The sequence below is a fragment of the Stenotrophomonas sp. 3(2025) genome, assembly GCF_052665395.1.
Genome location: NZ_JBQOIF010000009.1, coordinates 77,557 through 101,797, shown reverse-complemented (window position 1 = coordinate 101,797; position 24,241 = coordinate 77,557). Strand labels below are relative to the sequence as shown.

Annotated in this window: 21 protein-coding genes and 1 riboswitch; of the genes, 9 read left to right on the top strand and 12 right to left on the bottom strand. The window is 66.2% G+C overall.

Annotated elements, in window-relative coordinates; all coding sequences use genetic code 11:
- Window positions 1-76 precede the first annotated feature (76 nt).
- Window positions 77-2,593 carry a S9 family peptidase gene (locus ACUXVE_RS09270; protein WP_445514284.1) on the bottom strand — a complete coding sequence of 839 codons (2,517 nt, stop codon included), beginning with the start codon at window positions 2,591-2,593 and terminating at the stop codon, window positions 77-79.
- 123 nt (window positions 2,594-2,716) lie between these two features.
- A riboswitch (S-adenosyl-L-homocysteine riboswitch) is annotated at window positions 2,717-2,799 on the top strand.
- 36 nt (window positions 2,800-2,835) lie between these two features.
- Here ACUXVE_RS09270 and ahcY point away from each other — a divergent pair.
- The 3 genes from ahcY to ACUXVE_RS09255 all read left to right on the top strand — a co-directional run bounded on the left by ahcY (window position 2,836) and on the right by ACUXVE_RS09255 (window position 5,664).
- Entirely contained in the window at window positions 2,836-4,281 is a 1,446-nt protein-coding gene (gene ahcY / locus ACUXVE_RS09265) for an adenosylhomocysteinase (RefSeq protein WP_445514283.1), read from the top strand.
- Window positions 4,282-4,687: 406 nt separating this feature from the next.
- Complete coding sequence (gene ybaK / locus ACUXVE_RS09260) at window positions 4,688-5,161, top strand: Cys-tRNA(Pro) deacylase (RefSeq protein ID WP_445514282.1); 474 nt, start codon at window positions 4,688-4,690, stop codon at window positions 5,159-5,161.
- The gene (locus ACUXVE_RS09255; RefSeq protein WP_445514281.1) at window positions 5,161-5,664 is read left to right on the top strand and encodes a hypothetical protein; all 504 of its coding nucleotides are present in this window, start codon (window positions 5,161-5,163) and stop codon (window positions 5,662-5,664) included. Before ybaK ends, ACUXVE_RS09255 begins: the two co-directional genes overlap by 1 nt.
- On the opposite strand, the gene ACUXVE_RS09250 is transcribed toward ACUXVE_RS09255, so the two are convergent.
- A complete protein-coding gene (locus ACUXVE_RS09250; RefSeq protein ID WP_445514280.1) occupies window positions 5,661-6,290 on the bottom strand; it encodes an energy transducer TonB in 630 nt (209 codons plus the stop codon). The two genes, ACUXVE_RS09255 and ACUXVE_RS09250, sit on opposite strands and share 4 nt — an antisense overlap.
- A gap of 71 nt (window positions 6,291-6,361) precedes the next feature.
- Entirely contained in the window at window positions 6,362-6,919 is a 558-nt protein-coding gene (locus ACUXVE_RS09245; protein ID WP_445514279.1) for a DUF3228 family protein, read from the bottom strand.
- Between the two features lie 102 nt (window positions 6,920-7,021).
- Here ACUXVE_RS09245 and ACUXVE_RS09240 point away from each other — a divergent pair, with 102 nt between their 5' ends.
- From ACUXVE_RS09240 to ACUXVE_RS09230, 3 genes are read left to right on the top strand one after another with little or no spacing between them, the layout of a single operon-like run.
- Entirely contained in the window at window positions 7,022-8,146 is a 1,125-nt protein-coding gene (locus ACUXVE_RS09240) for a type 1 glutamine amidotransferase domain-containing protein (RefSeq protein WP_445514278.1), read from the top strand.
- A 2-nt stretch (window positions 8,147-8,148) separates the two neighbouring features.
- Window positions 8,149-8,838, top strand: coding sequence for a response regulator transcription factor (locus ACUXVE_RS09235; RefSeq protein ID WP_093818923.1), 690 nt, complete (start codon window positions 8,149-8,151; stop codon window positions 8,836-8,838).
- Window positions 8,835-10,127, top strand: a complete 1,293-nt coding sequence (locus ACUXVE_RS09230) for a sensor histidine kinase (protein ID WP_445514277.1) — start codon at window positions 8,835-8,837, stop codon at window positions 10,125-10,127. Before ACUXVE_RS09235 ends, ACUXVE_RS09230 begins: the two co-directional genes overlap by 4 nt.
- A gap of 47 nt (window positions 10,128-10,174) precedes the next feature.
- Here ACUXVE_RS09230 and ACUXVE_RS09225 read toward each other — a convergent pair whose 3' ends face one another.
- Genes ACUXVE_RS09225 through ACUXVE_RS09215 form a run of 3 tightly spaced genes read right to left on the bottom strand, consistent with a single transcriptional unit; the run spans window position 10,175 to window position 12,925 of the window.
- Complete coding sequence (locus ACUXVE_RS09225) at window positions 10,175-10,906, bottom strand: LytR/AlgR family response regulator transcription factor (protein WP_445514276.1); 732 nt, start codon at window positions 10,904-10,906, stop codon at window positions 10,175-10,177.
- Window positions 10,903-11,952: a sensor histidine kinase gene (locus tag ACUXVE_RS09220; protein WP_445514275.1), complete on the bottom strand. Its 1,050-nt coding sequence runs from the start codon at window positions 11,950-11,952 to the stop codon at window positions 10,903-10,905. The genes ACUXVE_RS09225 and ACUXVE_RS09220 overlap by 4 nt, the downstream gene beginning before the upstream one ends.
- A gap of 37 nt (window positions 11,953-11,989) precedes the next feature.
- Window positions 11,990-12,925: an alpha/beta fold hydrolase gene (locus ACUXVE_RS09215; RefSeq protein ID WP_445514274.1), complete on the bottom strand. Its 936-nt coding sequence runs from the start codon at window positions 12,923-12,925 to the stop codon at window positions 11,990-11,992.
- Between the two features lie 204 nt (window positions 12,926-13,129).
- Between ACUXVE_RS09215 and metF the strand changes: the two genes are divergently transcribed.
- Both metF and ACUXVE_RS09205 read left to right on the top strand, forming a co-directional pair.
- A complete protein-coding gene (metF, locus tag ACUXVE_RS09210; RefSeq protein WP_093818918.1) occupies window positions 13,130-13,957 on the top strand; it encodes a methylenetetrahydrofolate reductase [NAD(P)H] in 828 nt (275 codons plus the stop codon).
- Window positions 13,958-13,998: 41 nt separating this feature from the next.
- A complete protein-coding gene (locus ACUXVE_RS09205; protein WP_222390698.1) occupies window positions 13,999-14,577 on the top strand; it encodes a DUF4124 domain-containing protein in 579 nt (192 codons plus the stop codon).
- 152 nt (window positions 14,578-14,729) lie between these two features.
- Here the strand turns inward: ACUXVE_RS09205 and ACUXVE_RS09200 are convergent, their stop codons facing one another.
- The 3 genes from ACUXVE_RS09200 to ACUXVE_RS09190 form a co-directional block, all read right to left on the bottom strand.
- Window positions 14,730-15,683 carry a Nudix family hydrolase gene (locus ACUXVE_RS09200; protein ID WP_222390700.1) on the bottom strand — a complete coding sequence of 318 codons (954 nt, stop codon included), beginning with the start codon at window positions 15,681-15,683 and terminating at the stop codon, window positions 14,730-14,732.
- A 95-nt stretch (window positions 15,684-15,778) separates the two neighbouring features.
- A complete protein-coding gene (gene secA / locus ACUXVE_RS09195) occupies window positions 15,779-18,511 on the bottom strand; it encodes a preprotein translocase subunit SecA (RefSeq protein WP_093818915.1) in 2,733 nt (910 codons plus the stop codon).
- A gap of 265 nt (window positions 18,512-18,776) precedes the next feature.
- Entirely contained in the window at window positions 18,777-19,730 is a 954-nt protein-coding gene (locus ACUXVE_RS09190; RefSeq protein WP_025876571.1) for a M23 family metallopeptidase, read from the bottom strand.
- A gap of 12 nt (window positions 19,731-19,742) precedes the next feature.
- Here ACUXVE_RS09190 and ACUXVE_RS09185 point away from each other — a divergent pair, with 12 nt between their 5' ends.
- Window positions 19,743-20,192, top strand: coding sequence for a DUF721 domain-containing protein (locus ACUXVE_RS09185; protein WP_025876573.1), 450 nt, complete (start codon window positions 19,743-19,745; stop codon window positions 20,190-20,192).
- A gap of 280 nt (window positions 20,193-20,472) precedes the next feature.
- On the opposite strand, the gene lpxC is transcribed toward ACUXVE_RS09185, so the two are convergent.
- The 3 genes from lpxC to ftsA all read right to left on the bottom strand — a co-directional run bounded on the left by lpxC (window position 20,473) and on the right by ftsA (window position 24,198).
- Window positions 20,473-21,384, bottom strand: coding sequence for a UDP-3-O-acyl-N-acetylglucosamine deacetylase (gene lpxC / locus ACUXVE_RS09180; protein ID WP_025876575.1), 912 nt, complete (start codon window positions 21,382-21,384; stop codon window positions 20,473-20,475).
- A 171-nt stretch (window positions 21,385-21,555) separates the two neighbouring features.
- The gene (gene ftsZ, locus ACUXVE_RS09175) at window positions 21,556-22,791 is read right to left on the bottom strand and encodes a cell division protein FtsZ (protein ID WP_025876577.1); all 1,236 of its coding nucleotides are present in this window, start codon (window positions 22,789-22,791) and stop codon (window positions 21,556-21,558) included.
- 171 nt (window positions 22,792-22,962) lie between these two features.
- A complete protein-coding gene (ftsA, locus tag ACUXVE_RS09170; protein WP_025876580.1) occupies window positions 22,963-24,198 on the bottom strand; it encodes a cell division protein FtsA in 1,236 nt (411 codons plus the stop codon).
- Between the last annotated feature and the right edge of the window lie 43 nt (window positions 24,199-24,241).

Sequence of the window (24,241 nt, the reverse complement as noted above, 5' to 3'; positions counted from 1 at the left end):
TGCACGCATCCGCCGGGCATGGCCCGGCGCTACCGTGGGAAGCGGCCCTGTTGCGGGGGCCGCCATCGTGCGCGGATCAGCGCTGTTTCTTCGCCTTTCCCTGCTGCACCGGGCCCAGGTTCTGCTCCAGCCAGCGTTCGCTTTCGGCCAGCATCGTCATGATCGATTCGCGTGCGCGGTAGGCATGCGACTCGTTCGGCAGCATCACCAGGCGGGCGGTGCCGCCCAGCCCCTTCACTGCGGCAAACATGCGTTCGCTCTGCATCGGGAAGGTGCCCGAGTTGTTGTCGTCCACGCCGTGGATGAAGAGGATCGGATCCTTGATCCTGTCGGCGTAATTGAACGGCGCCATCTTCTGGTACACGTCCTGCGCCTGCCAGTAGTTGCGCTCTTCGGCCTGGAAACCAAACGGGGTGAGCGTGCGGTTGTAGGCGCCGCTGCGCGCGATGCCGGCCTTGAACAGGCGGGTGTGCGCGAGCAGGTTGGCGGTCATGAACGCACCGTAGGAGTGGCCACCGATGGCGATGTGCTCGCGGTCGGTCACGCCACGCCGCACCACCTCGTCCACCGCGGCCTGCGCATTGGCCACCAGCTGTTCGATGTAGGTGTCGTTGGGCTCCTTGTCGCCTTCGCCGATGATCGGCATCGACGGGCTGGCCAGCACCACATAGCCCTTGGCCAGGAACGCCTGCGGGCCCCAGTAGCTGATGGCGTTGAAGCGGTACGGCGAATCGGTCACCTGGCTGGCGGCCGCCGCGCTCTTGAACTCACCCGGGTAGGCCCACATCAGCAGCGGCCGCGGACCATCGCGCTTGGGGTCATAGCCCGGCGGCAGCAGCAGGGTCGCGGTCAGGTCCACGCCGTCCTTGCGCTTGTAGCGGATCTGCTCCTTCTGCACGCCCTTCAGCTGCGGCAGCGGATGGGCGAAATGGGTCAGCGCACGCGGTGCGGCGTTGGTGTCGGCCAGTGACTGCACGTAGAAGTTGGTCGGCTCGTCCGGGCTCTCGCGGCTGATCAGCAGCGAACTGGCCTGCGCATCCAGCAGCGTTACCGGCGCGGCGTAGGTCGGTGCCTGCGAATGGAACAGGCGGGTTGCCTTGCCGCTGGCCACATCGAAGCGATCCACGAACGGACGGTCGCCTTCCGGCGATGCACCGGCACCGGCCAGGTACAGGCTGCCGCCATCAGCGGTGGTCTGCAGCAGCGAGCGGCCGCGATCATCGCTGGCCATCAGCGGGCGGCCCGGATCGGCGTAGCGGTCCTGCGCGTCGCGATCCCACAGCAGCCTGGCATCGGCGCTGGCGTTGTCCGGTGCGATCAGCCAGGTCTTGCTGCGGCGGGTCTTCCACCACGATTCGTTGAGCAGGGCCAGGTCACCGCGGCCCCAGCTGATGCCCGCATAGCGGCTGCCGAGCTGGGCCAGGGTCACCGGCGGCGTGTCGAACGGTGCGGCCTGCATGAACACCGCATCGCGCACCTTGGCTTCCCGGTTCGGGTCGCCACCATCCTGCGCTTCGGCCCAGACCAGGGTGGCATCGGCATCGCCGCGCCAGCTGATGTCACGCACGCCGGTCACTTCGGCATCATTGCCGGTCGGCAGGCCTTCCACCAGCGGCCGTACGGCCACGGTATGCACCAGCTTGCCGGTGCTGCGGTCGAGCACTTCGATGCGGCGCGGGAAGCTGCTCAGCGGCACCACGTAGGAGTACGGACGCTGCACCGGCTGGCTGAGCACGAAGCGGCCGTCTGGCGACACCGCAAAACCCATGAAGATGCCGGCCGCACCGATGGCACGGCTCTGCCCGTCCAGCCCCACTTCCATCGGTTGGGTGGTGGCGTAGTAATCGAACTGGCGCGCGTCGGCCTCGTTCTTCAGCAGGTCCTGGTAGGTGCGGATGGACACCACGCCACCGCCCTGGCTGGTCTGCTGCACGGCCGGGCCGGTCGGGATGCCATCAGCAGCCGGCGCGGCGCCAAGGTTGCCCGGGCGGGTGAACACCACCAGGCCCCGGCTGTCCGGCAACCACTGGTAGCCACTGCCCAGAACGGTATTCAGGCCGGCGACCAGGCGACGGGCGCTGCCGCCAGCCACGTCCACCAGCCACAGCTCATTGGCCCCGGTAGCGGCATCGACCTGGTTGAAGGCCAGCCACTTCTGGTCCGGCGACCAGGTCAGGCTGGCGATCGACAGCGAGGCCGGCAACCCGCTGATCTGCCGCTCCTTGCCGTCGGCCACATTCATCAGCCACAGCTTCTGGCCGAAGCTGAAGCGGCTGTCGGAAAAGGTTTTCGGATTGATGCGCAGGCCCGCGAGTTTCAGCTCCGGCTGTGCCACCACCTGGATCGACGGCAGCGACGGCATCTGCATCAGCGCGGCGACATCGCGGCGTGGCGACAGGAACAGCGACGGCGCCCGCGGCGCGTCGACCACCGCCTGCAGTGCGGCCGAGGGCAGCTCGTAACCGGCCACGCCCTGTGCCTGCGCCGCGGCCGCCTGCGGTGCCGCAGCCCAGGCCTGCGGGACCACCGCCAGCAGGGCCATCGACAGGACCAGGCCAGTCAAGCGCCGGTTGCGGCGTGCGTGCGTGCTCATCATTGTTCCACCTGTTCGCTGCGTGAAGCCCTTGACCTTAACAGGCCATGCACCTGCGCCCATCTGCCGATGGTTGGGTCATCGCCGTGTCACAGCGGAGGCGCGATATAATGGGCATCCTCCCCTGCCGAGGGGCGCTGCGACCGGATCCCCTGAGACCGGCCAGGCTCGGCCAGGTGGCTTTGCAACAACGGCGCCCGGCCAGATGCGAGCATCCGCTCGCCCACAACCGGAGCTACTGCATGAATGCTGTTGCCAAGACCTTCTCCACCGAAGGCGACTACAAGATCCGCGACATCACCCTGGCCGACTGGGGCCGCAAGGAACTGGACATCGCCGAGCACGAAATGCCGGGCCTGATGTCCATCCGCCGCAAGTACCAGGCCGAGCTGCCGCTGAAGGGCGTGCGCGTGACCGGCTCGCTGCACATGACCATCCAGACCGCGGTGCTGATCGAGACCCTGAAGGACATCGGCGCCGACGTGCGCTGGGCCTCGTGCAACATCTTCTCCACCCAGGACCACGCCGCTGCGGCGATCGCCGCCACCGGCAGCCCCGTGTTCGCCTGGAAGGGCGAGTCGCTGGAAGAGTACTGGGACTGCACCCTGGACGCGCTGACCTTCACCCTGCCTGACGGCACCCTGACCGGCCCGGAGCTGGTGGTCGACGACGGCGGTGATGTGACCCTGCTGATCCACAAGGGCTACGAGCTGGAAAACGGCAGCACCTGGGTCGACGAGAAGGCCGCTTCGCACGAAGAGCAGGTCATCAAGAACCTGCTCAAGCGCGTGGCCAAGGAGCGCCCGGGTTACTGGGGCCGCGTGGTCAAGGACTGGAAGGGCGTTTCGGAAGAAACCACCACCGGCGTGCACCGCCTGTACCAGCTGGCCCAGGCCGGCACCCTGCTGATCCCGGCGATCAACGTCAACGACTCGGTCACCAAGAGCAAGTTCGACAACCTGTACGGCTGCCGCGAGTCGCTGGCCGATGGCCTCAAGCGCGCGATGGACGTGATGCTGGCCGGCAAGGTCGCCGTGGTCTGCGGCTACGGTGACGTCGGCAAGGGCTGCGCCGCGTCGCTGCGTGCCTACGGCGCGCGCGTGGTGGTCACCGAGATCGATCCGATCTGCGCCCTGCAGGCGGCGATGGAAGGCTTCGAGGTCAACACCATCGAATCCACCCTGGGCCGTGCCGACCTGTACGTCACCACCACCGGCAACAAGGACATCATCCGCATCGAGCACCTGAGCGCGATGAAGGACCAGGCCATCGTCTGCAACATCGGCCACTTCGACAACGAGATCCAGGTCGATGCGCTGGTCGCCTTCCCGGGCGTGAAGCACGTCAACATCAAGCCGCAGGTGGACAAGTACATCTTCCCCAACGGCAATGCGATCTTCCTGCTGGCCGAAGGCCGCCTGGTCAACCTGGGCTGCGCCACCGGCCACCCGAGCTTCGTGATGTCCAACTCGTTCGCCAACCAGACCCTGGCGCAGATCGACCTGTGGGCCAACAAGGGCACCTACGAGAACAAGGTGTACCTGCTGCCGAAGAAGCTGGACGAAGAAGTGGCCCGCCTGCACCTGGAAAAGATCGGCGTGAAGCTGACCACCCTGAGCCAGGAACAGGCCGACTACATCGGCGTGCCGGTGGACGGTCCGTTCAAGCCGGATCATTACCGCTACTGATGCCTGCAGGTGTCGGCCAGCGGCCGGCACTACCAGTGCATGCAACACACGGACGGGCGCCTTCGGGCGCCCGTCCTGGTTTGGCGTGCGCTCGTGCACCACGCATCCACGCATGGCGTGGATCTACCGCATGTATCGCCCGATCCAGTAGATCCACGCCATGCGTGGATGCCGTCCATCCGTCCCACGGTGGATCCACGCCGCGCGTGGAGGCTGTCCATCGGTCCCATGGTAGATCCACGCCATGCGTGGATGCTGTCCATCGGTACCATGGTAGATCCACGCCGCGCGTGGATGCTTTCCATCGGTCCCACGGTAGATCCACGCCGCGCGTGGATGCTTTCCATTGGCCACACGCAGTAGTCTCGGTCAAGGCAACGCCCGCGCGCGGCGCTACGATATGCCCATGACCCCGGCCATCAACCTGCTCAAGCGCGAGAAGATCGCCCATACCGTGCACAGCTACGTGCACGATGCCCATGCCGAATCCTATGGCGGCGAAGCCGTCGAAAAGCTGGGCCTGGACCCGGCACAGGTATTCAAGACCCTGCTGGCCAGCACCGAAACGCACGAACTGCTCGTTGCCATCGTGCCGGTGGCTGGCCAGCTTGATCTGAAAGCACTGGCCGAGGCGGCCGGCTGCAAGAAGTGCGAGATGGCCGCCGTCGATGCCGCGCAGCGCGCAACCGGCTATCTGGTCGGCGGCATCAGCCCGCTTGGGCAGAAGAAGCGCCTGCGCAGTTTTCTCGACGCCAGCGCGCAGGCACTGCCCACCCTGCACGTCAGCGCGGGACGGCGTGGCCTGGAAGTGGAGCTGGCACCGGCCGACCTGCTGCGCCTGACCGGCGGCCACTACGCCGCGATCGGCAGGGCCCGGTGATGCGCTGGCCCTGGTCCACATCGCTGCCACCGCGGCTGGACGACCCGCAGGCCGATGTGCTGCTGCAGGACCTGCTGTCGCGCGATGCCAGTCGTATCCATGCCGCCAGCAGCCGCCTGGCACGGCTGTTCAGCGCTACGACGCTGGATGCGCTGGCGTCGCAGACCGAGCGGATCGAGCAGGCCTGCCAGGGCGTGCAGCTTGGCGGTGCGCTGGTCAGCAACGATGTGCACCTGCAGGCCGCACTGCGCCGCCTGCGTTACTGGCATGAGCGCAAAGGCTGCCTGTGCGCGCTGTATCCGGATTACCTGTTCTTCGACCCACGCCGGCTCATCGAGCAGGGGCATGTGCGGCTGCTGGAACAGGGCGTGGCCGAGGATGGCTGGGGCGACCGCCATCGGGTGGCCTGCACCTGCTGCGGCCAGCGCTGGGATGCGACCGACCGCGAGTACCACTACCCGTGGTGGGAGTGGACACCGCTGGCGGGGCGTTCGGCCGGTTAATCGCTCGCAAACGTCGCTGTGGCAGGCACAAGGCTCATACGCGGGGTGCCGGAGGTCCCTCCCTCCCGCTTCCACCGCCATCCCAGCGCGGCCTTCACCGCTGCGTCGTCGAGCAGCGGATGACCGCTGGACCCCGCCACGATGACAGCTTCGGCGTGCCCCTGGTCGTTCAACAGCACGCTCATGCTCGCTTTGCCCTGCAGGTTGTCAGCGCGTGCAGCCGCCGGGTAGCTCGGCATGGACGGGCGGTCGAGACGCCAGCGAGCGGCATCCTGGACAACCTGCGAGGTGCGTGCCGAGAGCGGGCAGCGCGACGGCATCTGCAGTTCGAAGCCCGGAGTTCCCTGCGTCGGCTGGGCGTGTGCCGGCTTGCCACATGCGATGAGGGAGATCGCCTCCAGCATGCGTTGCTGGCGTTGCAGCGCTGCTGCATCGCGCCCGGTGGCGCGGAACGTGCAGCGTCCTCCGGCGTTGGACGCCTGCAACTGGTCGACACTGGCATCGCGGAGCGCCGCCGGCTCGGAAAAGCTTCCGCAGGAAGCGTCGGCGTCGTATCCCGCCGAGCAACCGCCAGCGGCAAGCACCGCCATCAACACAGCGCCCCGTGGATTCATGCGTCCCATCATCACTCTGCACCTCCTGCGTCAATCTGCCGCCATCGTAGCGTGTTGTTTCGTGGCCGTTTCACAACGTCTCATCACGGCCGCCAGTTGGCGTTGTTCTCCCAGAACGCCACCGCGCGCTGATAGGCTTCGCGGTCCAGCGGCACGCCCGAACCCCCTTCCTCCACGCCCAGCGCATTGCGCATCATGGTGATCGGGGCCATCGGTACTTCTTCCGGTTCAGCGGTATAGATGCAGCCGACGATGCCCCAGTCCGCATCGATGGGTGAACCTTCCTTGGCCAGCTGCTCGGCGCTGTACAGGATCACCACCAGGTAATTGGCCCGTGGCGATTCCACGCCCTCGAACCAGCGCACCAGCACCGGCAGTTCCTCACGGTTGCGCGCCTCGTAGCCGCTGCGCAGCAGGTGCCGATTGGCGTCGGTGACCGGCACGGTCAGGCAGCGCGTGCTGGTCCAGTTTTCATAGACGAACAGCTTGCAGAATGGCGCATAGCCATCGAGCACCTTCAGCGGCGGGTGTGCATTGAGATGCGCCTGGAACTGCTCGGCACTGCAGTCCTGGATGGTGTTGGCGCGCGGTACGCGCGGGAACAGGCGGGGGCGGGCGAAATCGGTGAGGACGATGGACATGGCGGCAAGGTGCAGGAACAGGACATCAGGGTAACCGCCGTGCTTGAAGTCTGCTTCACATCTGCCGCGCAGACTGCGCCATACACCCAAGGAGAGACGAGCATGTTCCGATTCAACCCGAGCCACGTGCTGGCGCTGGTCCTGCTGCCGTTGGCCGTTGTTGCGGCCCCCGCTCCTCCAGCGCCGCCGCGCGTGCTGCTGGTGGTCAGCAGCGAGGGCCGCGACCAGGGCAAGAGCCGTCCCGGTTTCGAGATGGACGAGTTCGCCCAAGCCTGGTTGATCCTCAAGCGCAACGGCTTTGCCATTGACGTGGCAAGCCCCCGCGGCGGCGCCGTGGAAGCAGACAAGTACAACCCCGCCGAAGCATTCAATGCCGCGCTGCTGGCCGATGAGCAGGCCGTGGCCAAACTGGCCGCGACGCTTGCGACGAAACAGCTGCGTGCCGCCGACTACCAGGGCGTGCTGGTGATCGGCGGCAAGGGCGCGATGTTCGACCTGCCCGGCGATATCGCCCTGCAGAAGACCATTGCCGGAATCTGGGAACAGGGCGGCGTCGTTGCAGCCGTCTGCCACGGCCCCGCCGCATTGGCGGAAGTGCGCTTGGGCAGTGGACGCCTGCTCGTGCAGGGCCGGACGATGACCGGTTTCACGGAGGAAGAGGAAGCCCAGTTCGGCAAGCGTTGGGCGAAGGAGTTCAACTTCCAGCTGGAGCCGCGCATGCGCGAATTGGGAGCGCGCTGGCAGGAGGCACGGCTGATGATGCCCAAGGTAGTGGTGGATGGCCGGCTGCTGACCGGACAGAACCCGTTCTCGACTGCGGCCCTCGCCGATGCCTTCGTGCGTGCCAGCGGCCGCACTCCCGCAGCGCGCGAGCCTTGGCGTGACGAACGCAGCATGGCGCTGGTGGAGCAGCACCTGCAGCGGCGTGATGACAGCGCAGCACGGCAGCTGGCAGAGCGCAGCACCGATTTCCATGTAGAGCTGATCGGCATGCTGGGGTACGTGCAGCTGCAGGCCGCAGCCGACGGCGCACAGGTTTCCGATGCACTGGCCATCATGCAGCTGGCTCGCCCGCACATGCAGGAACCGCGACTGGACGTGGCCATCGCCGATGCGCACTGGCGTCTCGGCAGGACGACCCAGGCACGCGAACAATTGCTGGCGGTGCTGGAAAAGCAGCCGCAGCTGGACGAAGCTAAGGCTCTCCTGGCCCGCATGCAGCCCTGATCATGGACGCCGAGCGCCTGCGCCTGCTGTTGATCGAAGACAACCTGCCGCTGGCCTCGGCCATCGTCGACCTGCTGCAGGCCCAGGGCCATCAGGTCGACTTCGCCGCCGACGGCCAGGTCGGCCTGCGGCTGGCACTGGCAACACCACCGGACGTACTGCTGCTGGATGTGGGTCTGCCAGGCATGGACGGCATCACCTTGTGCCGGCGGTTGCGTGAATGCAGCGACCGCCATGTGCCGGTGCTGATGCTGACCGCACGCGATGCGATCGACGACAAGCTGCAGGGTTTTGCTGCCGGCGTGGACGACTACCTGGTCAAGCCGTTCGACGACGCGGAGCTGTTGGCTCGTTGTCTTGCCCTCGCCCGGCGCCATCGCGTGGGCCAACCGAACCTGCTGCAGATCGGTGCGTTGAGCATCGACCGGCGCAGTGGCCAGGCTTGGCGCGCAGGCACGGCGCTGGAGCTGCCGCAGGTTCCACAACGCATCCTGCTGGCGCTGGCCGAAGCCTGGCCGCGCACCGTTACCCGTAGCGAACTGGTACAACGCCTGTGGGGAGACGAAGCGCCTCCCTCCGACCCGCTGCGCTCGCATCTTTATCTGCTGCGCCAGGTACTGGATCGGCCATTCGACGGGGAGATGCTGCGCACCGTGCACGGCGTTGGCTTCCGGCTGGAGGCTTCGCCATGAAGGGGCGGCCGATCCAACGCCTGCGCCGTCGACTGGTGATCACATTCACAGCCTTCGCGCTGTTCACCGCCATGGTGTTCGGCACCTATTCGCTGGTGTTCATGTATGTGGTCGAAGACAGCATCTTCAACGCCCAACTTGACCGGGAAGCACGGGCTCAGCTCGCCCGGCACGCGCACCAAGGGGACTGGCAGGCACCTGCCGATGCCGGGATCCAGCTGCACCGCTCACCCGCGACCTTCCCCGACGATCTGCGCAGCGAGTTCGCAAAGGAACCGTGGCGCTCGGAGTTCGCGGGTATCGATGGGCGGCACTACCATCTCAAGCGGATCGATCCCCCGGCTGACGCCCCCCCTGCCTGGCTTGTGTCGGAGGTCAGTGCGCAACTAGTGGTCCGGCCGATCCGCGACCGGGTAGTAATGCTGTTGGCCGGCACAGCACTGCTGGTCCTGATCGGGGCGATTGTCCTCGGCATCTGGCTCGCCCGTCGCAGTACGCGCTCGCTCTACGCGCTGGTCGAAGAGGTTGAAGCGCTGCAGCCGGAACCAGGCCGAGGCGTGCGCCTGGCGGCGCACTTCGGTGATGACGAGATTGGCGTGCTCGCGCGCGCCCTGGATGGGTTGTCTGCACGCGTCGCTGCCTTCGTCGCTCGCGAACACGCGTTCACGCGCGATGCCAGTCACGAACTGCGTACCCCCTTGAGCGTCATTTCCAGTGCAGCAGCCCAGTTAGCCAGCGAGTCGAGCCTGTCCGAGCGTGGCCGCCAGCATGTGCTTCATATCCGCCTTTCGGCACTGCAGCTGCAGCAGGCAATTGCGGCGCTGCTGGCGCTGGCACGCGAAGAAGCCGTTGGCCACGGCGCTGCGCCAGTCAAACTGGTGCCACTGCTGGAGCGGGTGGTCATCGAGCAATCTCCGTTATTGGCTGCACGGCCGGTTGAGGTACAACTGTCCGTGGCCGACGGGGCCGCGCTGCGCGCGCCCGAGGCGGCACTGCGCGTCGTCCTGGCCAATCTGGTCGGCAATGCGTTCGCGCATACCGCGCAGGGACAGGTCCTCATTGAATGGCAGGACGGTCACCTGCTGGTGCACAACACGGCGGGTACTTCGCCCTTCCTGGGCAACTGGCCCGAACCGCGACCATTCGACAAGCGTGATGGCAGTGAGGGCAACGGCCTGGGCCTGGATATCATGCGGCGCCTATGCAGCCACTACGGGCTCGAACTGGTCATACAGCACGACGGTGGCAGGGTGATGGCCCGCTTGAGGGGGCAGCCAGCCGAGGCATGAAGCACCTCCGGCGGACCAGCCTGGTCAGCGCCGAACTGTAGCTGCGGCTACAACGCCATCCGCTCGCGAAGCTCCCGTGCCTGCCGCCGCGACACCTCCACTTCACTGCCATCATCCAGTGCCAGATCGTAACCATCGCCAATGCCCGGCGTGACCGCACGGATGCGCCGCAGGTTGACCAGCGTGTTGCGGTTGGCGCGAAAGAAGACATCCGGCGGCAAGCGAGCTTCCAACGCGCTCAGGCTGCGGGCCAGCAATGCGTTCTGATCGCGGAACCACAGCCGCGTGTAGTTGCCGTCCACTACCAATCGACGGATCTCGGCAATGGACACGAACCAGCAACGCTCGCCTTCGCGCAAAAACACGTGGTCCTGCGCGCCCAGCGTGCCGTGCCGCCTTGGTGCTCCGACGTCCAACGGCGCAAGCTGACGCGCCCGTTCGAGCGCTTCCAGTAGTCGCGGCGCCTCGACCGGCTTCACCAGGTAGTCCAGTGCATTGGCCCGGAACGCGCGTACTGCATAGGTGTCGTAGGCAGTGACGAACACCACCGAGGGCACCCTTTCCAACCCGTCCAGTACATCAAAGCCGGTACCGGACGGCATCTGCACATCCAGCAACACCAGGTCCGGCGCCAGCGTGGCGATCGCTTCGCGCGCAGCAGGCACATCGTCGGCCTCGCCCACGCACTTCACCCACGGCAGCGCCGACAACAGCGTCCGCAGTTCCTGTCGCGCCAGCCGTGCATCATCGACAATCAACACACGCAGCACGGCCGTCATTGCGGAATCTCCAGCAGCGCCTGCATGCGGTCGCCGACCGGCTGCAGGGCGAAACGGCCGCGCGTGCCAAGCTGCGCGCGCAGGTAGGTCAGTCCCACACCGTGCCCGTGCGCAGGTTCACCGCCAGTGCAGAGCGGGTTGTCCACCTGGAGGCGCAGCAGGTCATCTTCCAACGACGCGCGGATACGTACCTCACCGCCGCCCGCGCGGCTGGCAATGCCATGTTTTATTGCGTTCTCCACCAACAGCTGCAATGCCATCGCAGGCAGTTGTGCCTGCACAGCCTCTGCGGCTATCTCCCGCCGCACCTGCAGACGCTGTTCGAAGTGGATCGCCTCGATGGCCAGATAGTCGTCGACCACTTCCAGTTCCTCGGCCAGGGTCACCTGCTCGCTGCGATTGTGGGCCAACGCGTGGCGCAGCGTGCGCGACAGGCGGGTGACCATGTCGCGGGCACGCTCGGGGTCTTCCAGAATCAGCGCTCGCAGGTTGTTCAATGCGTTGAACATGAAATGCGGATTCAGCCGCGCACGCAACGCATCGCGCTCCAGGGCGCTGCGCTCCGCCTCCACCCGCAATCGCGCCAGCTCGCTGTGGCGCGCGCGGCGCAAGCCATGCAGGCCCGCCCACAGTCCCGTCCACATCAAAAGGAACAGGGCGGTGTTCATCCAGTACAGCACGACCGACGACAGCTGATAGTCGGCACGCCCACCGGGCAACTGCACCCAACCCAGGGCCAGCGCCGGCAACAGCAATGCCGCCGTCAGCGCCTGTGCAATGCTGGCGCCGACCACCACGCCAGCTGCCAGTTTCAGCACCAGTCTGCCCAGACTGCCATCCCACCAGCGCTGCCGCAGTGCGACCGAACGCAGCGCGCCGCTGCACAACCACAGGGAAACGGCAATGCTGAGGGAGATCAACACCACGCCGCTGAACAGCGTACCGCCGCCGATACGCACCCCCAGCCACAGGCTGTACGTCGCATAGCCTGCCCACGCCAGCGCGTTGAGGATCCAGAAGCGGCGGGATGGCGTGGTGGCGTCCATGAGCAGCCTTGGCGGTGGAGGAAAGGGCATACGGCGGTCAGGGATGTGCGGCGAGGAAGCGGCGCACGTGCGCCTGCAGCCAACGCGGATCATCCCACATCAGGAAGTGGTAACCCTGTGCGCTCATCTCGATCTGCACACCCGGCAGCTTTGCGTACTGCGCCTGGAACTGCGCACGGGTACTGGCTTGCGTACTCCCCATCGACTGGTAAGCGGCCCAGCTGCCCAGCACCAGGACCGGCGTGTGGATGCCGGCGATGTCATCACGCAGATCGCGCACCAGCATGGAGTACATCGCATCGGCCATGCTCGTGCGATCACTGTCGCGCCCCCAACGCTGCAGCTCCGGCAGATGCTGGGTGCTGCGGGTCAGGGCTTTGGCGGTCGCATCGTTGCGTGCATTGAAGCTGGCCTCATCGGCCGCCAGCAGCCCCTCACGCAGCTGCCCGGCCATCATCCCCACGTTCTGCGCGGTGGCCTGCGGGTTCATCACCGCCGCATAGAACGGCAGCGAATCAACGATCACCAGCGGACCGACGGTATCGGGTGCCTTCAGTGCCAGTTGCATCGCCAGCACACCACCCAGGCTGTGACCGATCACGGCAACCTTCGACAGGTGCCGTGCCTGCAGATAGCCCAGTAATTCGTCGCGCATCACCGGCAGGAAATCCGCCGGCCGCGGGTCGGCAGGTGCCGCACCAGCAAAACCCGGCAGTTGCACCAGATGGCACTGCACGTCCTTCAGGGCCAAGCAGGTCTCACGCCAGACCTCCGCACTGCTGTTAAGCCCGGGAATCATCAGCAAGGGACGGCCCTTGCCGAGCACCTCGACCTGCACTGCGCCTGGAACAGCGGCCTTATCGACGGCTGCGGCATGGGCCGGGCCTGAGCCAAGCACGGCCATCGCCATGCCGATCATGGTCAGCCTGGCCAAGGCCTTCATCGCGTACCAGAGTGCCTGGAAGATTTTCATCGTCTGCTCCTTCATCGCGTGGGTGGTGCCGGAATTGGGACCAGCCTGGCTTCGTTCCCGGTGCCCCGGTGGCGATTACGGAGCAACGGCCCGTCAGCGGGGCGAACGGTCGCCCGCACGGGATGGCCTGACCCCGCACATCCATCGCACATCCATCTCGATGAAGAGATATACTGCTTCGCACCCGATGCCGCCGCCCGTGCCATGACCGCCATCAGCTTCGAGTTCTATCCGCCCAAGACCGACGAACAGCGCACCCAGCTGGACCGTGCCGCGGCCAGGCTGAAGGCCTATGCCCCCGAGTACGTGTCCTGCACCTTCGGCGCCGGCGGCTCGACCCTCAGCTACACCTCCGAGACCGTGCGCCATCTCAACCAGCACCACGGCTTCGACGCGGCACCGCACCTGTCCTGCGTCGGCGGTACCCGCCAGGAAATCCGCGAACTGCTCAAGCTCTACCGCGCCATCGGCTGCCGGCGCCTGGTCGCACTGCGCGGCGACCTGCCCTCGGGCATGGGCTTTCCTGGCGATATGCGCTACGCCTCCGAACTGATCGCCTTCATCCGCGCCGAACACGGCGATGCCTTCCGCATCGAAGTGGGCGCGTATCCGGAAACGCACCCACAGGCGCAGGACGCCCTGCTCGACCTGAAGCACTTCAAGGCCAAGATCGACGCTGGTGCCGATGCCGCCATCACCCAGTACTTCTTCAATCCCGACGCCTACTTCCACTTCGTCGACGAAGTGCAGCGGCTCGGCGTGCAGGTGCCGATCACCCCGGGCATCATGCCGATCTCCAACTTCAGCCAGCTGCGCCGTTTCTCCGAACAGTGCGGTGCGGAAATCCCGCGCTGGATCAGCCGCAAGATGCAGGCCTACGGTGACGACGCCGAATCGGTGCGCGCCTTCGGCGCCGAAGTGGTGGCCAAGCTGTGCCAGCGCCTGGTCGAAGGCGGCGCACCGGGCCTGCACTTCTACACCTTGAACCTGGCCAAGCCGACGGTCTCGGTACTGAAGCTGCTGCAAGGCTGAAAAGTACGCTGCTTTATCGCAATCGGCGCTACGCTGCATCGATGAAGCTCGTCCTGTCCCTGTTGCTGGTCCTGCTGCTGCCCGGTGTCTGCGCCGGTGTGCAGGCGCAGTCCACGCGCTTGAACCGCTGCACCGATCCGCAGGGGCAAAGTGTCTATACCGACCGCCCCTGCGACAGCCTGGGCGCGCAGTCCCGGCGGCCACCGCCGGCGCCTTCCGGCAATACCCTGCAACGCGACAGCCTCGGCAGCAGCTGTCCGCGCCGCTTGAGTGAACTGGTGCAGGCCCTGCACACGGCGGTCAGCATCGGTGATGTGAACCGGCTTTCTTCGCTGTACCTGTGGGGCGCGGTGTCCGATGCCGGCGCACAGCGGATTCTTGGCCAGCTGGAATCGGTGGTGCGGCGGCCGCTGGTGGACGTGGTGCCGGTGTATCCGCGCCAGGATCTGGATGAGGGCCAGGACATCGCCTCGCAGGATTCGGAAACGGTGCCGGTACCGGCTGCACGGCGCCATCCGATCGGGTTGCGGTTGGAGCAGACCCTGCCGGGCAGCGCCACGCGTGCGGCGACGGTGCTTGGGCTGCGGCGGCAATATGGGTGTTTCTGGATTACGTTGTGAGCGGGGTCTGCCGAACCGCCATCCACGCATGGCGTGGATCTACTGCTTGCGGTGAGGGGTCGGATCCCCCTCCAGCGGAAAGGGCTCCGACCCCGGATTCAAGCGAGGAGGTCAGAGCCCCGCGTCGCGGGGATCCGATCCTGCGTATCGCGCTACACCGGCCATAGTCCGCGGATGGCGGCGATACCCTGCCCGCCATGCCGGCGTGCCTCGGCCACATGCTGCGGTGTCATGCCGCCGAGCGCATAGATCGGCAGCGAGACCTGCGCGCGCAGCGCGGCGAAGGCCTCCCACCCCAACGGCACTGCATCGGGATGGCTCGCGGTGGCCTGCACTGGCCCCAGCACGGCGAAATCGCAGCCCAGCCGCTGTGCGGCCAGCAGCTGCTCAAGCCCGTGGCAGGAGGCGGCCACCAGCTGCCCCGGCGGCAGCGGCCGTTCCTGCAGCGACTGCAGCTGCTCGCTGCCCAGGTGCACGCCAACGCCGAGGGTGCGCGCCAGTTCGATATCGCGGTTGAGCAGCCACTGCACACCGCGCCGATGCGCGCGCACGGCCTGCTCGATCACGCGCTGACGCTGCGGATGCTCGGCGGGCAGGCGCAGCTGGATGCGTTGTTGCCCGGAAGCCACGGCCTGCTGCAGCTGGCCGTGCCAACGCTGCAGGCCGACCTCATCGATGTCCGGCGCAGGGGTGATCAGGTAGCAGTCCGGCTGGCGCAGTGCGGCCACCACCGGCAGGTCGGCCGGCGGCATTGAATAACGGGCCAGCTTGTCCGGCGTCACCCAGGTGATGGCCTGGCCCTCGCGTCCGCGCGGGGCGCCCTTCCAGCTGCGCACGTGGCGCACTTCCAGGGTCAGGTCCTTGTCCGGGTAGCGCTGCGGCACGTCCATGATCCACTCGCCCACCTCGGCCTCGATGCCCAGCTCCTCGTGCAGCTCGCGCACCAGCGCCTGTTCGGAGGTTTCACCGGGCTCGCGCTTGCCGCCCGGGAATTCCCAGAGGCCGGCCATGTCGCGGCTTTCGGTACGGCGGTTGAGCAGGATGCGGCCGCGGGCGTCGGTGATGACGGCGGCAACGACGTGGATCGATCGTTTCGGGGAAGGCATGGCCGAAGCATGCCGAAAAGCGGGGCACCGGCGCAATCGCCGAACGCCTCAGGGCCCCAACAGGAAAGCCCCGCTTTCGCGGGGCTCTCCGGGGGTCAGCTCAGCTGGCCGTGGCAGTGCTTGTACTTCTTGCCGCTGCCGCACGGGCACGGATCGTTGCGACCAATCTTGGGCTCGTCACGCTGCAGCTGCGCCACGCCCTGCTGGGCGGCCTCCACCTGCGCCGCCTCTTCGTCGGCACCGTAGCCGCCAGCATCCTGGTGCTGGAACTGCGACTGGCTCAGGCGGGCTTCGACCTGCTGGCGCTCGGCCGCTTCCAGTGCCTGCACTTCCTCGTCGCTGCGGATGCGCACGCGGGCCAGCAGGGTCACCACTTCGCGCTTGACGTTCTCCAGCATGTCCGAGAACAGCTCGAAGGCTTCCTTCTTGTATTCCTGCTTCGGCTGCTTCTGCGCATAACCGCGCAGGTAGATGCCCTGGCGCAGGTAATCCATGCGCGCCAGGTGCTCCTTCCAGCTCTGATCGAGCACGGTCAGCATCACGTGCTTCTCCAGCGCGCGCATGGTCTCTTCGCCCACGCCCGCTTCCTTCTCGGCGAAGTGCTGGTTGATGCGCTCCTGCACCTTGGCGGTGATGCCTTCGGCGTCCAGTTCCTCGTGCGACTTGACCAGATCGGTCAGCGACATGTCCACGCCGAAGTCCGACTGCAGCGTGGCTTCCAGGCCACGCAGGTCCCACTGCTCGTCCACCGAGTTCGGCGGCACGAAGCGGGCGACCACGTCGAAGATCACGTCGTCGCGGATGCCATCGACGTTGTCCTTCACCGACTCGGCGTCCAGCAGTTCATCGCGCTGGGCGTAGATCACCTTGCGCTGGTCATTGTTGACGTCGTCGAAGTCCAGCAGGTTCTTGCGGATGTCGAAGTTGTGGGCCTCGACCTTGCGCTGCGCCTTTTCAATCTGGCGGCTGACCAGGCGGTCTTCGATGACGTCGTCTTCCTTCATGCCCATCATGCGCATGGCCTTCTGCACCCAGTCGGAGGCGAAGATGCGCATCAGGTTGTCTTCCAGCGACAGGTAGAAACGGGACGAGCCCGGGTCACCCTGGCGGCCAGAACGGCCACGCAGCTGGTTGTCGATACGACGCGATTCGTGGCGTTCGGTGCCGACGATGTGCAGGCCGCCGGCCGCCTTGACCGCGTCATGGCGCTTCTGCCACTCGGCCTTGATCGCGGCCTTCTGTTCGTCGGTCGCGCCTTCGCCCAGCTCGTGGATTTCCGCTTCCAGCGAACCACCCAGCACGATGTCGGTACCACGACCGGCCATGTTGGTGGCAATGGTCACGGCGGCCGGACGACCGGCGTTGGCAACGATGGTCGCTTCGCGGTCGTGCTGCTTGGCGTTGAGCACTTCGTGCTTCACACCCGCCTTGCGCAGGTGCTCGGACAGCATTTCCGAAGTTTCGATCGAGGTGGTGCCCACCAGCACCGGCTGGCCACGCTTGGCGCACTCTTCGATGTCGGCCAGCACCGCGTTGAACTTGCCCTTGCGGTTGAGGAACACCTGGTCCGGGCTGTCCTTGCGGATGGTCGGGCGGTTGGTCGGGATCACCACCACTTCCAGGCCGTAGATGCTCTGGAATTCGAACGCTTCGGTGTCGGCCGTACCGGTCATGCCGGACAGCTTCTTGTACATGCGGAACAGGTTCTGGAAGGTGATGCTGGCCAGCGTCTGGTTTTCGCGCTGGACCGGCACGCCTTCCTTCGCTTCCACTGCCTGGTGCAGGCCATCGGACCAGCGGCGGCCGGCCAGGGTACGGCCGGTGAATTCGTCGACGATGACCACTTCGCCATCGCGCACGATGTAGTCCACATCGCGCTGGTAGATGGCGTGCGCGCGCAGGGCGGCGTTGAGGTGGTGGACCACGGTCAGGTTCTGCGCCGCGTACAGGCCTTCGGTCTCGGCATCGAGGATGCCCGCTTCCACCAGCAGCTGTTCGGCGTGCTCCATGCCCGCTTCGGACAGGTGCACCTGCTTGCCCTTCTCATCGACCCAGAAGTCGCCTTCGCCGTCTTCCGCTTCCTGCTTGACCAGGTTCGGCACGATGCGGTTGACGCGGATGTACAGCTCCGGGGAATCGTCGGCCGGGCCGGAGATGATCAGCGGGGTACGCGCTTCGTCGATCAGGATGGAGTCGACTTCGTCGACGATGGCGTAGTGCAGGCCGCGCTGGTAGCGGTCAGCCTTGGACAGCGCCATGTTGTCGCGCAGGTAGTCGAAACCGAATTCGTTGTTGGTGCCGTAGGTGATGTCCGAACCATAGGCTTCGCGCTTGTCGCTGTGCGGCATGCCCGGGTAGACCACGCCCACGCTCAGGCCCAGCCAGTTGTACAGCTTGCCCATCTGCGCGGCATCGCGGCGGGCCAGGTAGTCGTTCACGGTGACCACGTGCACGCCCTTGCCTTCCAGCGCGTTGAGGTACACCGGCAGGGTCGCCACCAGGGTCTTGCCTTCACCGGTGCGCATTTCTGCGATCTTGCCCAGGTGAAGCACCATGCCACCGATAAGCTGCACGTCGTAGTGGCGCATGCCCAGCACGCGGCGACCGGCCTCGCGGCAGACCGCGAACGCTTCGGGCAACACCTTGTCCAGGCCTTCACCAGCGGCGATGCGCTGCTTGAATTCCGGCGTCTTGGCCTGCAGCTGCTCGTCGGAAAGCTTCTCGATCTCCGGCTCCAGCGCATTGATCTTGGCGACGATGCGGTTGAGCTGGCGCAGCTGTCGTTCATTACGACTGCCAAATACGCGGGTAAGCAGGCTGTTGATCATTGAGGGAACCGGGTTGGATGGAAATGCCGCACGGCTCCGGGAAGGATCCGTCCGCCGCAAACGAATCAGGGCGCCTGGCGCCCTGTCGATGGCAACACCCATTGTAGCTTGGGATGGGCCGCTGGGGTTTCAACCCTGTGCGGTCTTCTGGGCGGCCGGGACCGGGGTCGTGGTGGCCGCGCTTCGCGCTCGCGGGGCATGGCCCCGCGCTACCGCCGGGATCCGACGGCTTCCCGGTAGCGCCGGGCCACGCCCGGCGTTGCAATCAACCGCGGGTGATGCGCCCGACCGGGGTATTGCCGCCATCGCCGAGGAACTTGCGCGGGTTGACCACGTTGCCGTTCTCCCACACCTCGAAGTGCACGTGGGCGCCGGTCGAACGACCGGTGGAACCGGCCTTGGCCACTTCCTGGCCGGCACGGACGAGGTCGCCGACCTTCACCACCAGGCGCGAATTGTGCGCGTAGCGGGTGACGTAGCCATTGCCGTGGTCCACATCGACCACGTTGCCGTAGCCGCCCTTGACGCCGGAGAAGCTGACCACGCCGTCGGCTACCGACATCACCGGGTCACCGACGCGGGCGTGGAAGTCCATGCCCTTGTGGGTGGCGGCACCGCGACCGAACGGGTCGGCACGGGTACCAAAGCCGGAGGTGACGTAGCTGTTGCGGATCGGCATGCGCGAGGGCACGGCGTTCTGCTGCAGCTGGTGGTCGAACATCAGCGATTCCATCACCGACAACTGGCGGCCTGAAGCAGCGAAGCGCTGCTCCAGCACCTGTAAGTCGGCGTTGACGTCCTTGACCGGGATGTCGGCGGTCGGGCCGCCGGCATCACCGTCACCGAGGCCGGGGGTCTCGTTGAAGTCGAATTCGCCGTCTTCCAGCTTGCCCATCTGGGTCAGTCGCTCGCCCAGGGCGTTCAGGCGGGTGGCCTGCGCCTGCAGCTCGCCGAGGCGGGCAGCCAGCGCGTTGACCTGGGTCTGCGCATCGCGCTGGACCTTGGCCAGCTCGGCCTCCTGGCGGTCGACCTTGGCCTGCAGGCGCGAGTCATTGAGCGCGCTGACGCCAATTCCACCGGCAAGGCCGATAATGCAACCTGCGCCGAGCACGCTGCCCAGCAGGGCTCGGGGGCGGTCCTCGAAGTAGAACCGCAAACGCGTGAGCGCCGATTTGGCCTGTCCTTCACGCGTTTTGATTACGATCTTTTTGAATGCCATCAGTGAGTTTTCATGTCTGAGCCGAAATCCAGCGTTCGTCCCGCATCCCGACCGAAACCGGCCCTGGATGCAGTGATGGCGGACAAAAGCGGGAACCCGCTGCGGCGTGCCCTATGGCTCGACGCGCTGGACCGTCAGTTGCGCCCCCAGTTGCCGCCACCTCTGCGCAGCCGTTGCCGGCTGGCCAATGTGGACGGGGAACACCTCGTTTTTCTCGTCGAGTCCCCGGTCTGGCATGCCAAGTTGCGGCTTGCCGAAGCCCAGTTGCTCGACGCGGCCCGGTCCATCGGGCTGAAGGCCACCAAGGTGACCGTCAAGACTGCGTCTCCCACTCCCACGCGCTCCCCAGCGCTCGACAACCGGAATGGACCCCACGCAGTTTCAGCCGCCACGCACAAAGGGCTACGCGACGCCTTGGCAGCTCTGCAGGACCTTCCTTCGAAACCGAAGCGGGAAACCTGAAAGCAGCGGAGCGTCCTGCTCCACTCCCCGTCGCGCGTGTCACCGCTGCGTGAAACATTTCGGGGGCCGGGTCGCATCCTAGCTGGCCCCGGTGGGGCAGTCGTTAGATTGTTGTTAAAACAACGTTAAATTCAGGCTTCGGATCCAACAGGTTCACAAAACCGTGACCTCGGCCCTACCGTCGCGTCACCGACTGCGCCAGTGCGCCAGGCAACACCGGAAATGCAGACGCCGCCTTGGGAGGCGGCGTCTTTTCATTAAAATTCAACAACTTGTGAAATCAGGCATAGGCCGGTGTGGCGTACACCACCGGGTCCGGCACGGCCGGCGAGTCGTAAGTGACCCATTCCCAGGCGGTGGCATCGGCCATCAGCGCCCGCACCAGCTTGTTGTTGAGCGCGTGGCCGGACTTGAAGCCCTCGTAGGCACCCAGCACCTGGCCGCCGGCCAGATAGAGGTCGCCGATCGCGTCAAGAATCTTGTGCCGCACGAATTCGTCGGCGTAGCGCAGTCCGTCTTCGTTGAGCACGCGGAACTCGTCGAGCACGATGGCGTTGTCCATCGAACCACCCAGGCCGAGATTGCGCTCGCGCATGTATTCCAGATCGCGCATGAAGCCGAAGGTGCGCGCGCGGGAGATTTCCTTGGTGTAGGCCATCGTCGAGAACTCGATTTCCTGGCGCGACTGCTTGGCCGGGATCATCGGGTGGTCGAACTGGATGGTGAAGCCCAGCTTGTACCCCTCATACGGGGTAAAGCGGGCCATCTTGTCGCCCTCGGTCACTTCCACGGTCTTCAGCACGCGGATGAAGCGCTTCGGCGCATCCTGTTCGACGATGCCTGCCGACTGCAGCAGGAACACGAAGGGGCCGGACGAACCGTCCATGATCGGCAGCTCGGCCGAGGACAGTTCGACGATGATGTTGTCCACACCCAGGCCGGCCAGGGCCGACATCAGGTGCTCGACGGTCTGGATCTTGGCGTCGTTGCAGGTCAGGCCGGTGCACAGGGTCACTTCGGTGACCAGTTCGGCCTTCGCAGGCACTTCCACGACCGGGTCCAGGTCCACGCGCCGGAACACGATGCCATGGTTGACCGGCGCCGGACGCAGGGTCATGTAGACCTTGTCGCCGCTGTGCAGGCCTACACCGGTGGCGCGGATCGTGTTCTTGAGGGTGCGTTGCTGGATCATGGGGGACGACCGGAAGTGACACAGTAGATTAACACGCAGGGTCCCCTACCCCGGCTGAAACGCCGGTGGGACGCGCGTGAAGCAGGGCGGCCGGGCCCATCCTGGCCCGGCCCCCGCGTTTTCAGGACATGGTGGCGCAACCCGGGGGGGACAAGCCCCGGGCAGCGTCGATCAGTCCGCCTGGCGGCGCAGGAACGCCGGGATGTCCAGGTAATCGTTCGGCAGTTCCGCCGCGGCCGGGGCCGAGGAGGCCGGAGCCGACGGGGTGGAAGCTGCCACGCTGTCGCTGCTGGCACGACGCAGGCCCAGGCCCATGCCGCCGACGGCCTTGGACACGGCATCGCCGCCGTTGTCGAACTCGCCGAACTCCGGCTGGCCGGTGGTGGCGTTGCGGACCAGCTTGATCGGTGCACGCTCGCCCGGACGCTGGGTCTTGCTGGCCGAGACGCGGTTCAGGCCCGTGGCGACCACGGTCACGCGCACTTCGTCCTGCATGTCCGGATCGAGCACGGTACCCACCACCACGGTCGCGTCTTCCGAAGCGAAGCCGTCGATGGTGCGGCCGATCTCGTCGAACTCGGCCATGGTGAAGTCGGCACCGGCGGTGATGTTGACCAGGATGCCGTTGGCGCCGGCCAGGTTCACATCGTCCAGCAGCGGGTTCTGGATGGCCGACTCGGCTGCGGCCTGCGCGCGGTCATCGCCGCGGGCGGTGCCGGTACCCATCATCGCCAGGCCCATTTCGGACATGACGGTGCGCACGTCGGCGAAGTCGACGTTGATCAGGCCCGGACGCACGATCAGGTCGGCGATGCCCTGCACGGCGCCCTGCAGCACGTCATTGGCGGCACGGAAGGCCTGGATCATGGTCGCATTGCGACCCAGCACGGTGATCAGCTTCTCGTTGGGGATGGTGATCAGCGAGTCGCAGTGCTGGCTCAGTTCTTCGATGCCCTTCAGCGCGACCTGCATGCGGCGGCGGCCTTCGAACGGGAACGGCTTGGTCACCACGGCCACGGTCAGGATGCCCATTTCCTTGGCCAGCTGTGCCACCACCGGCGCAGCGCCGGTACCGGTGCCACCGCCCATGCCAGCGGTGATGAACACCATGTCCGCACCCTGCAGCGCGTCCATGATGCGCTCACGGTCTTCCAGCGCAGCCTGGCGGCCGACTTCCGGATTCGCGCCTGCGCCCAGGCCCTTGGTGACATTGGTACCCAGCTGCAGCTGCAGCTTGGCACCACAATTCTTGATGGCCTGCGAGTCGGTGTTGGCGGTGATGAATTCCACGCCATCCACTGCCGAGTTGACCATGTGCGCCACGGCATTGCCGCCGCCGCCGCCCACGCCAACCACCTTGATCACCGCATTGGGTGCCATCTTTTCGATCAGTTCAAAATGCGCCATGTCCGTGTCCTCGTTGTATCCGCTTGTCGGTGGCATGGACGGTCGGGCCTCCTGCCTTCGCGTGTCATGTTGCCGTTGCGGCTGTGTGGGTTGTGTGTTGCGTTGTTGCGTCGTGATGCGGGTACTGCGGGTGTTGCAGCCGGGCTGCGCCCGGGTGTTACAGGTGCCGCGTCAGAATTCGCCGCGGAACCAGGTCTTGAGTTTCTTGAACATGCTTCCGGCGCGGCCGGTCGGCAGCGACGGCCGGCGCGGATGCTCGATCTGGCTGCCCATCAGCAGCAGGCCCACACCGGTGGCATGCACCGGGTTGCCCACCACTTCGCCCAGCCCGGTAACGTGCTGCGGGATGCCCACGCGTACCGGCATCTGCAGCATTTCCTCGGCCAGTTCGACCACGCCTTCCATCTTCGAGGCACCTCCGGTCAGCACCATGCCGGCGCGCACCAGTTCCTCGAAGCCGGAGCGGCGCAGTTCGGCCTGCACCATTTCGAAGATCTCTTCGTAGCGGCCCTGCACGGCCTGCGCCAGCGCGTGGCGCGGCATGCGGCGCGGCGGACGATCACCAACCGACGGCACCTGGATGCTTTCCTCGGCGGTGGCCAGCTGGGCCAGGGCGCATGCATAGCGCACCTTGATCTGCTCGGCTTCCGGGGTCGGCGTGCGCAGCATGTGCGCGATGTCGTTGGTCACGTGGTCGCCGGCGATCGGCAGCGAGGCGGTGTGGCAGATCGCGCCCTGCACGAACACTGCGATGTCGGTGGTGCCGGCGCCCATGTCGACCAGCACCACGCCCAGCTCGCGCTCGTCGGCGGTCAGCACCGCCACGCTGGACGCCAGCGAGGACAGCACCAGGTCGTCCACCTGCAGGCCGCAGCGCTGCACGCACTTGCTGATGTTGGCCGCGGCCGACTGCGCGCACACCACCAGGTGCGCATGCACCTCCAGGCGCACGCCGGTCATGCCAACGGGGTTGCGGATGCCTTCCTGCGAATCATCCAGCACGTACTCGCGCGGGATCGCATGCAGGATCTTCTGGTCGGCCGGGATCGCCACTGCCTTGGCCGCATCGAGCACGCGGTCGAGGTCGCCCCAGGTCACTTCACCGTCGCGGATCGGCACGATGCCGGGCGAGTTCTTGCACTGCACGTGGTTGCCGGAAATGGAGGCATACACCGAGCGGATCTCGCAGCCGGCCATCAGCTCGGCTTCTTCGACCGCGCGCTGGATCGACTGCACGGTCGATTCGATGTCCACCACCACGCCGCGCTTGAGGCCGCGCGATTCGTGGGAGCCGATGCCGATCACTTCGATCGGGTTGCCCGGCGAATACTCGCCCACCAGCGCCACCACCTTGGAGGTGCCGATATCCAGGCCGACGATCAGCGATTTGTCACCCTTGCGATTCATGTTCTTTCCTGCGTCCTTCTTGCCGGGGTGCCCGGTGCATTGG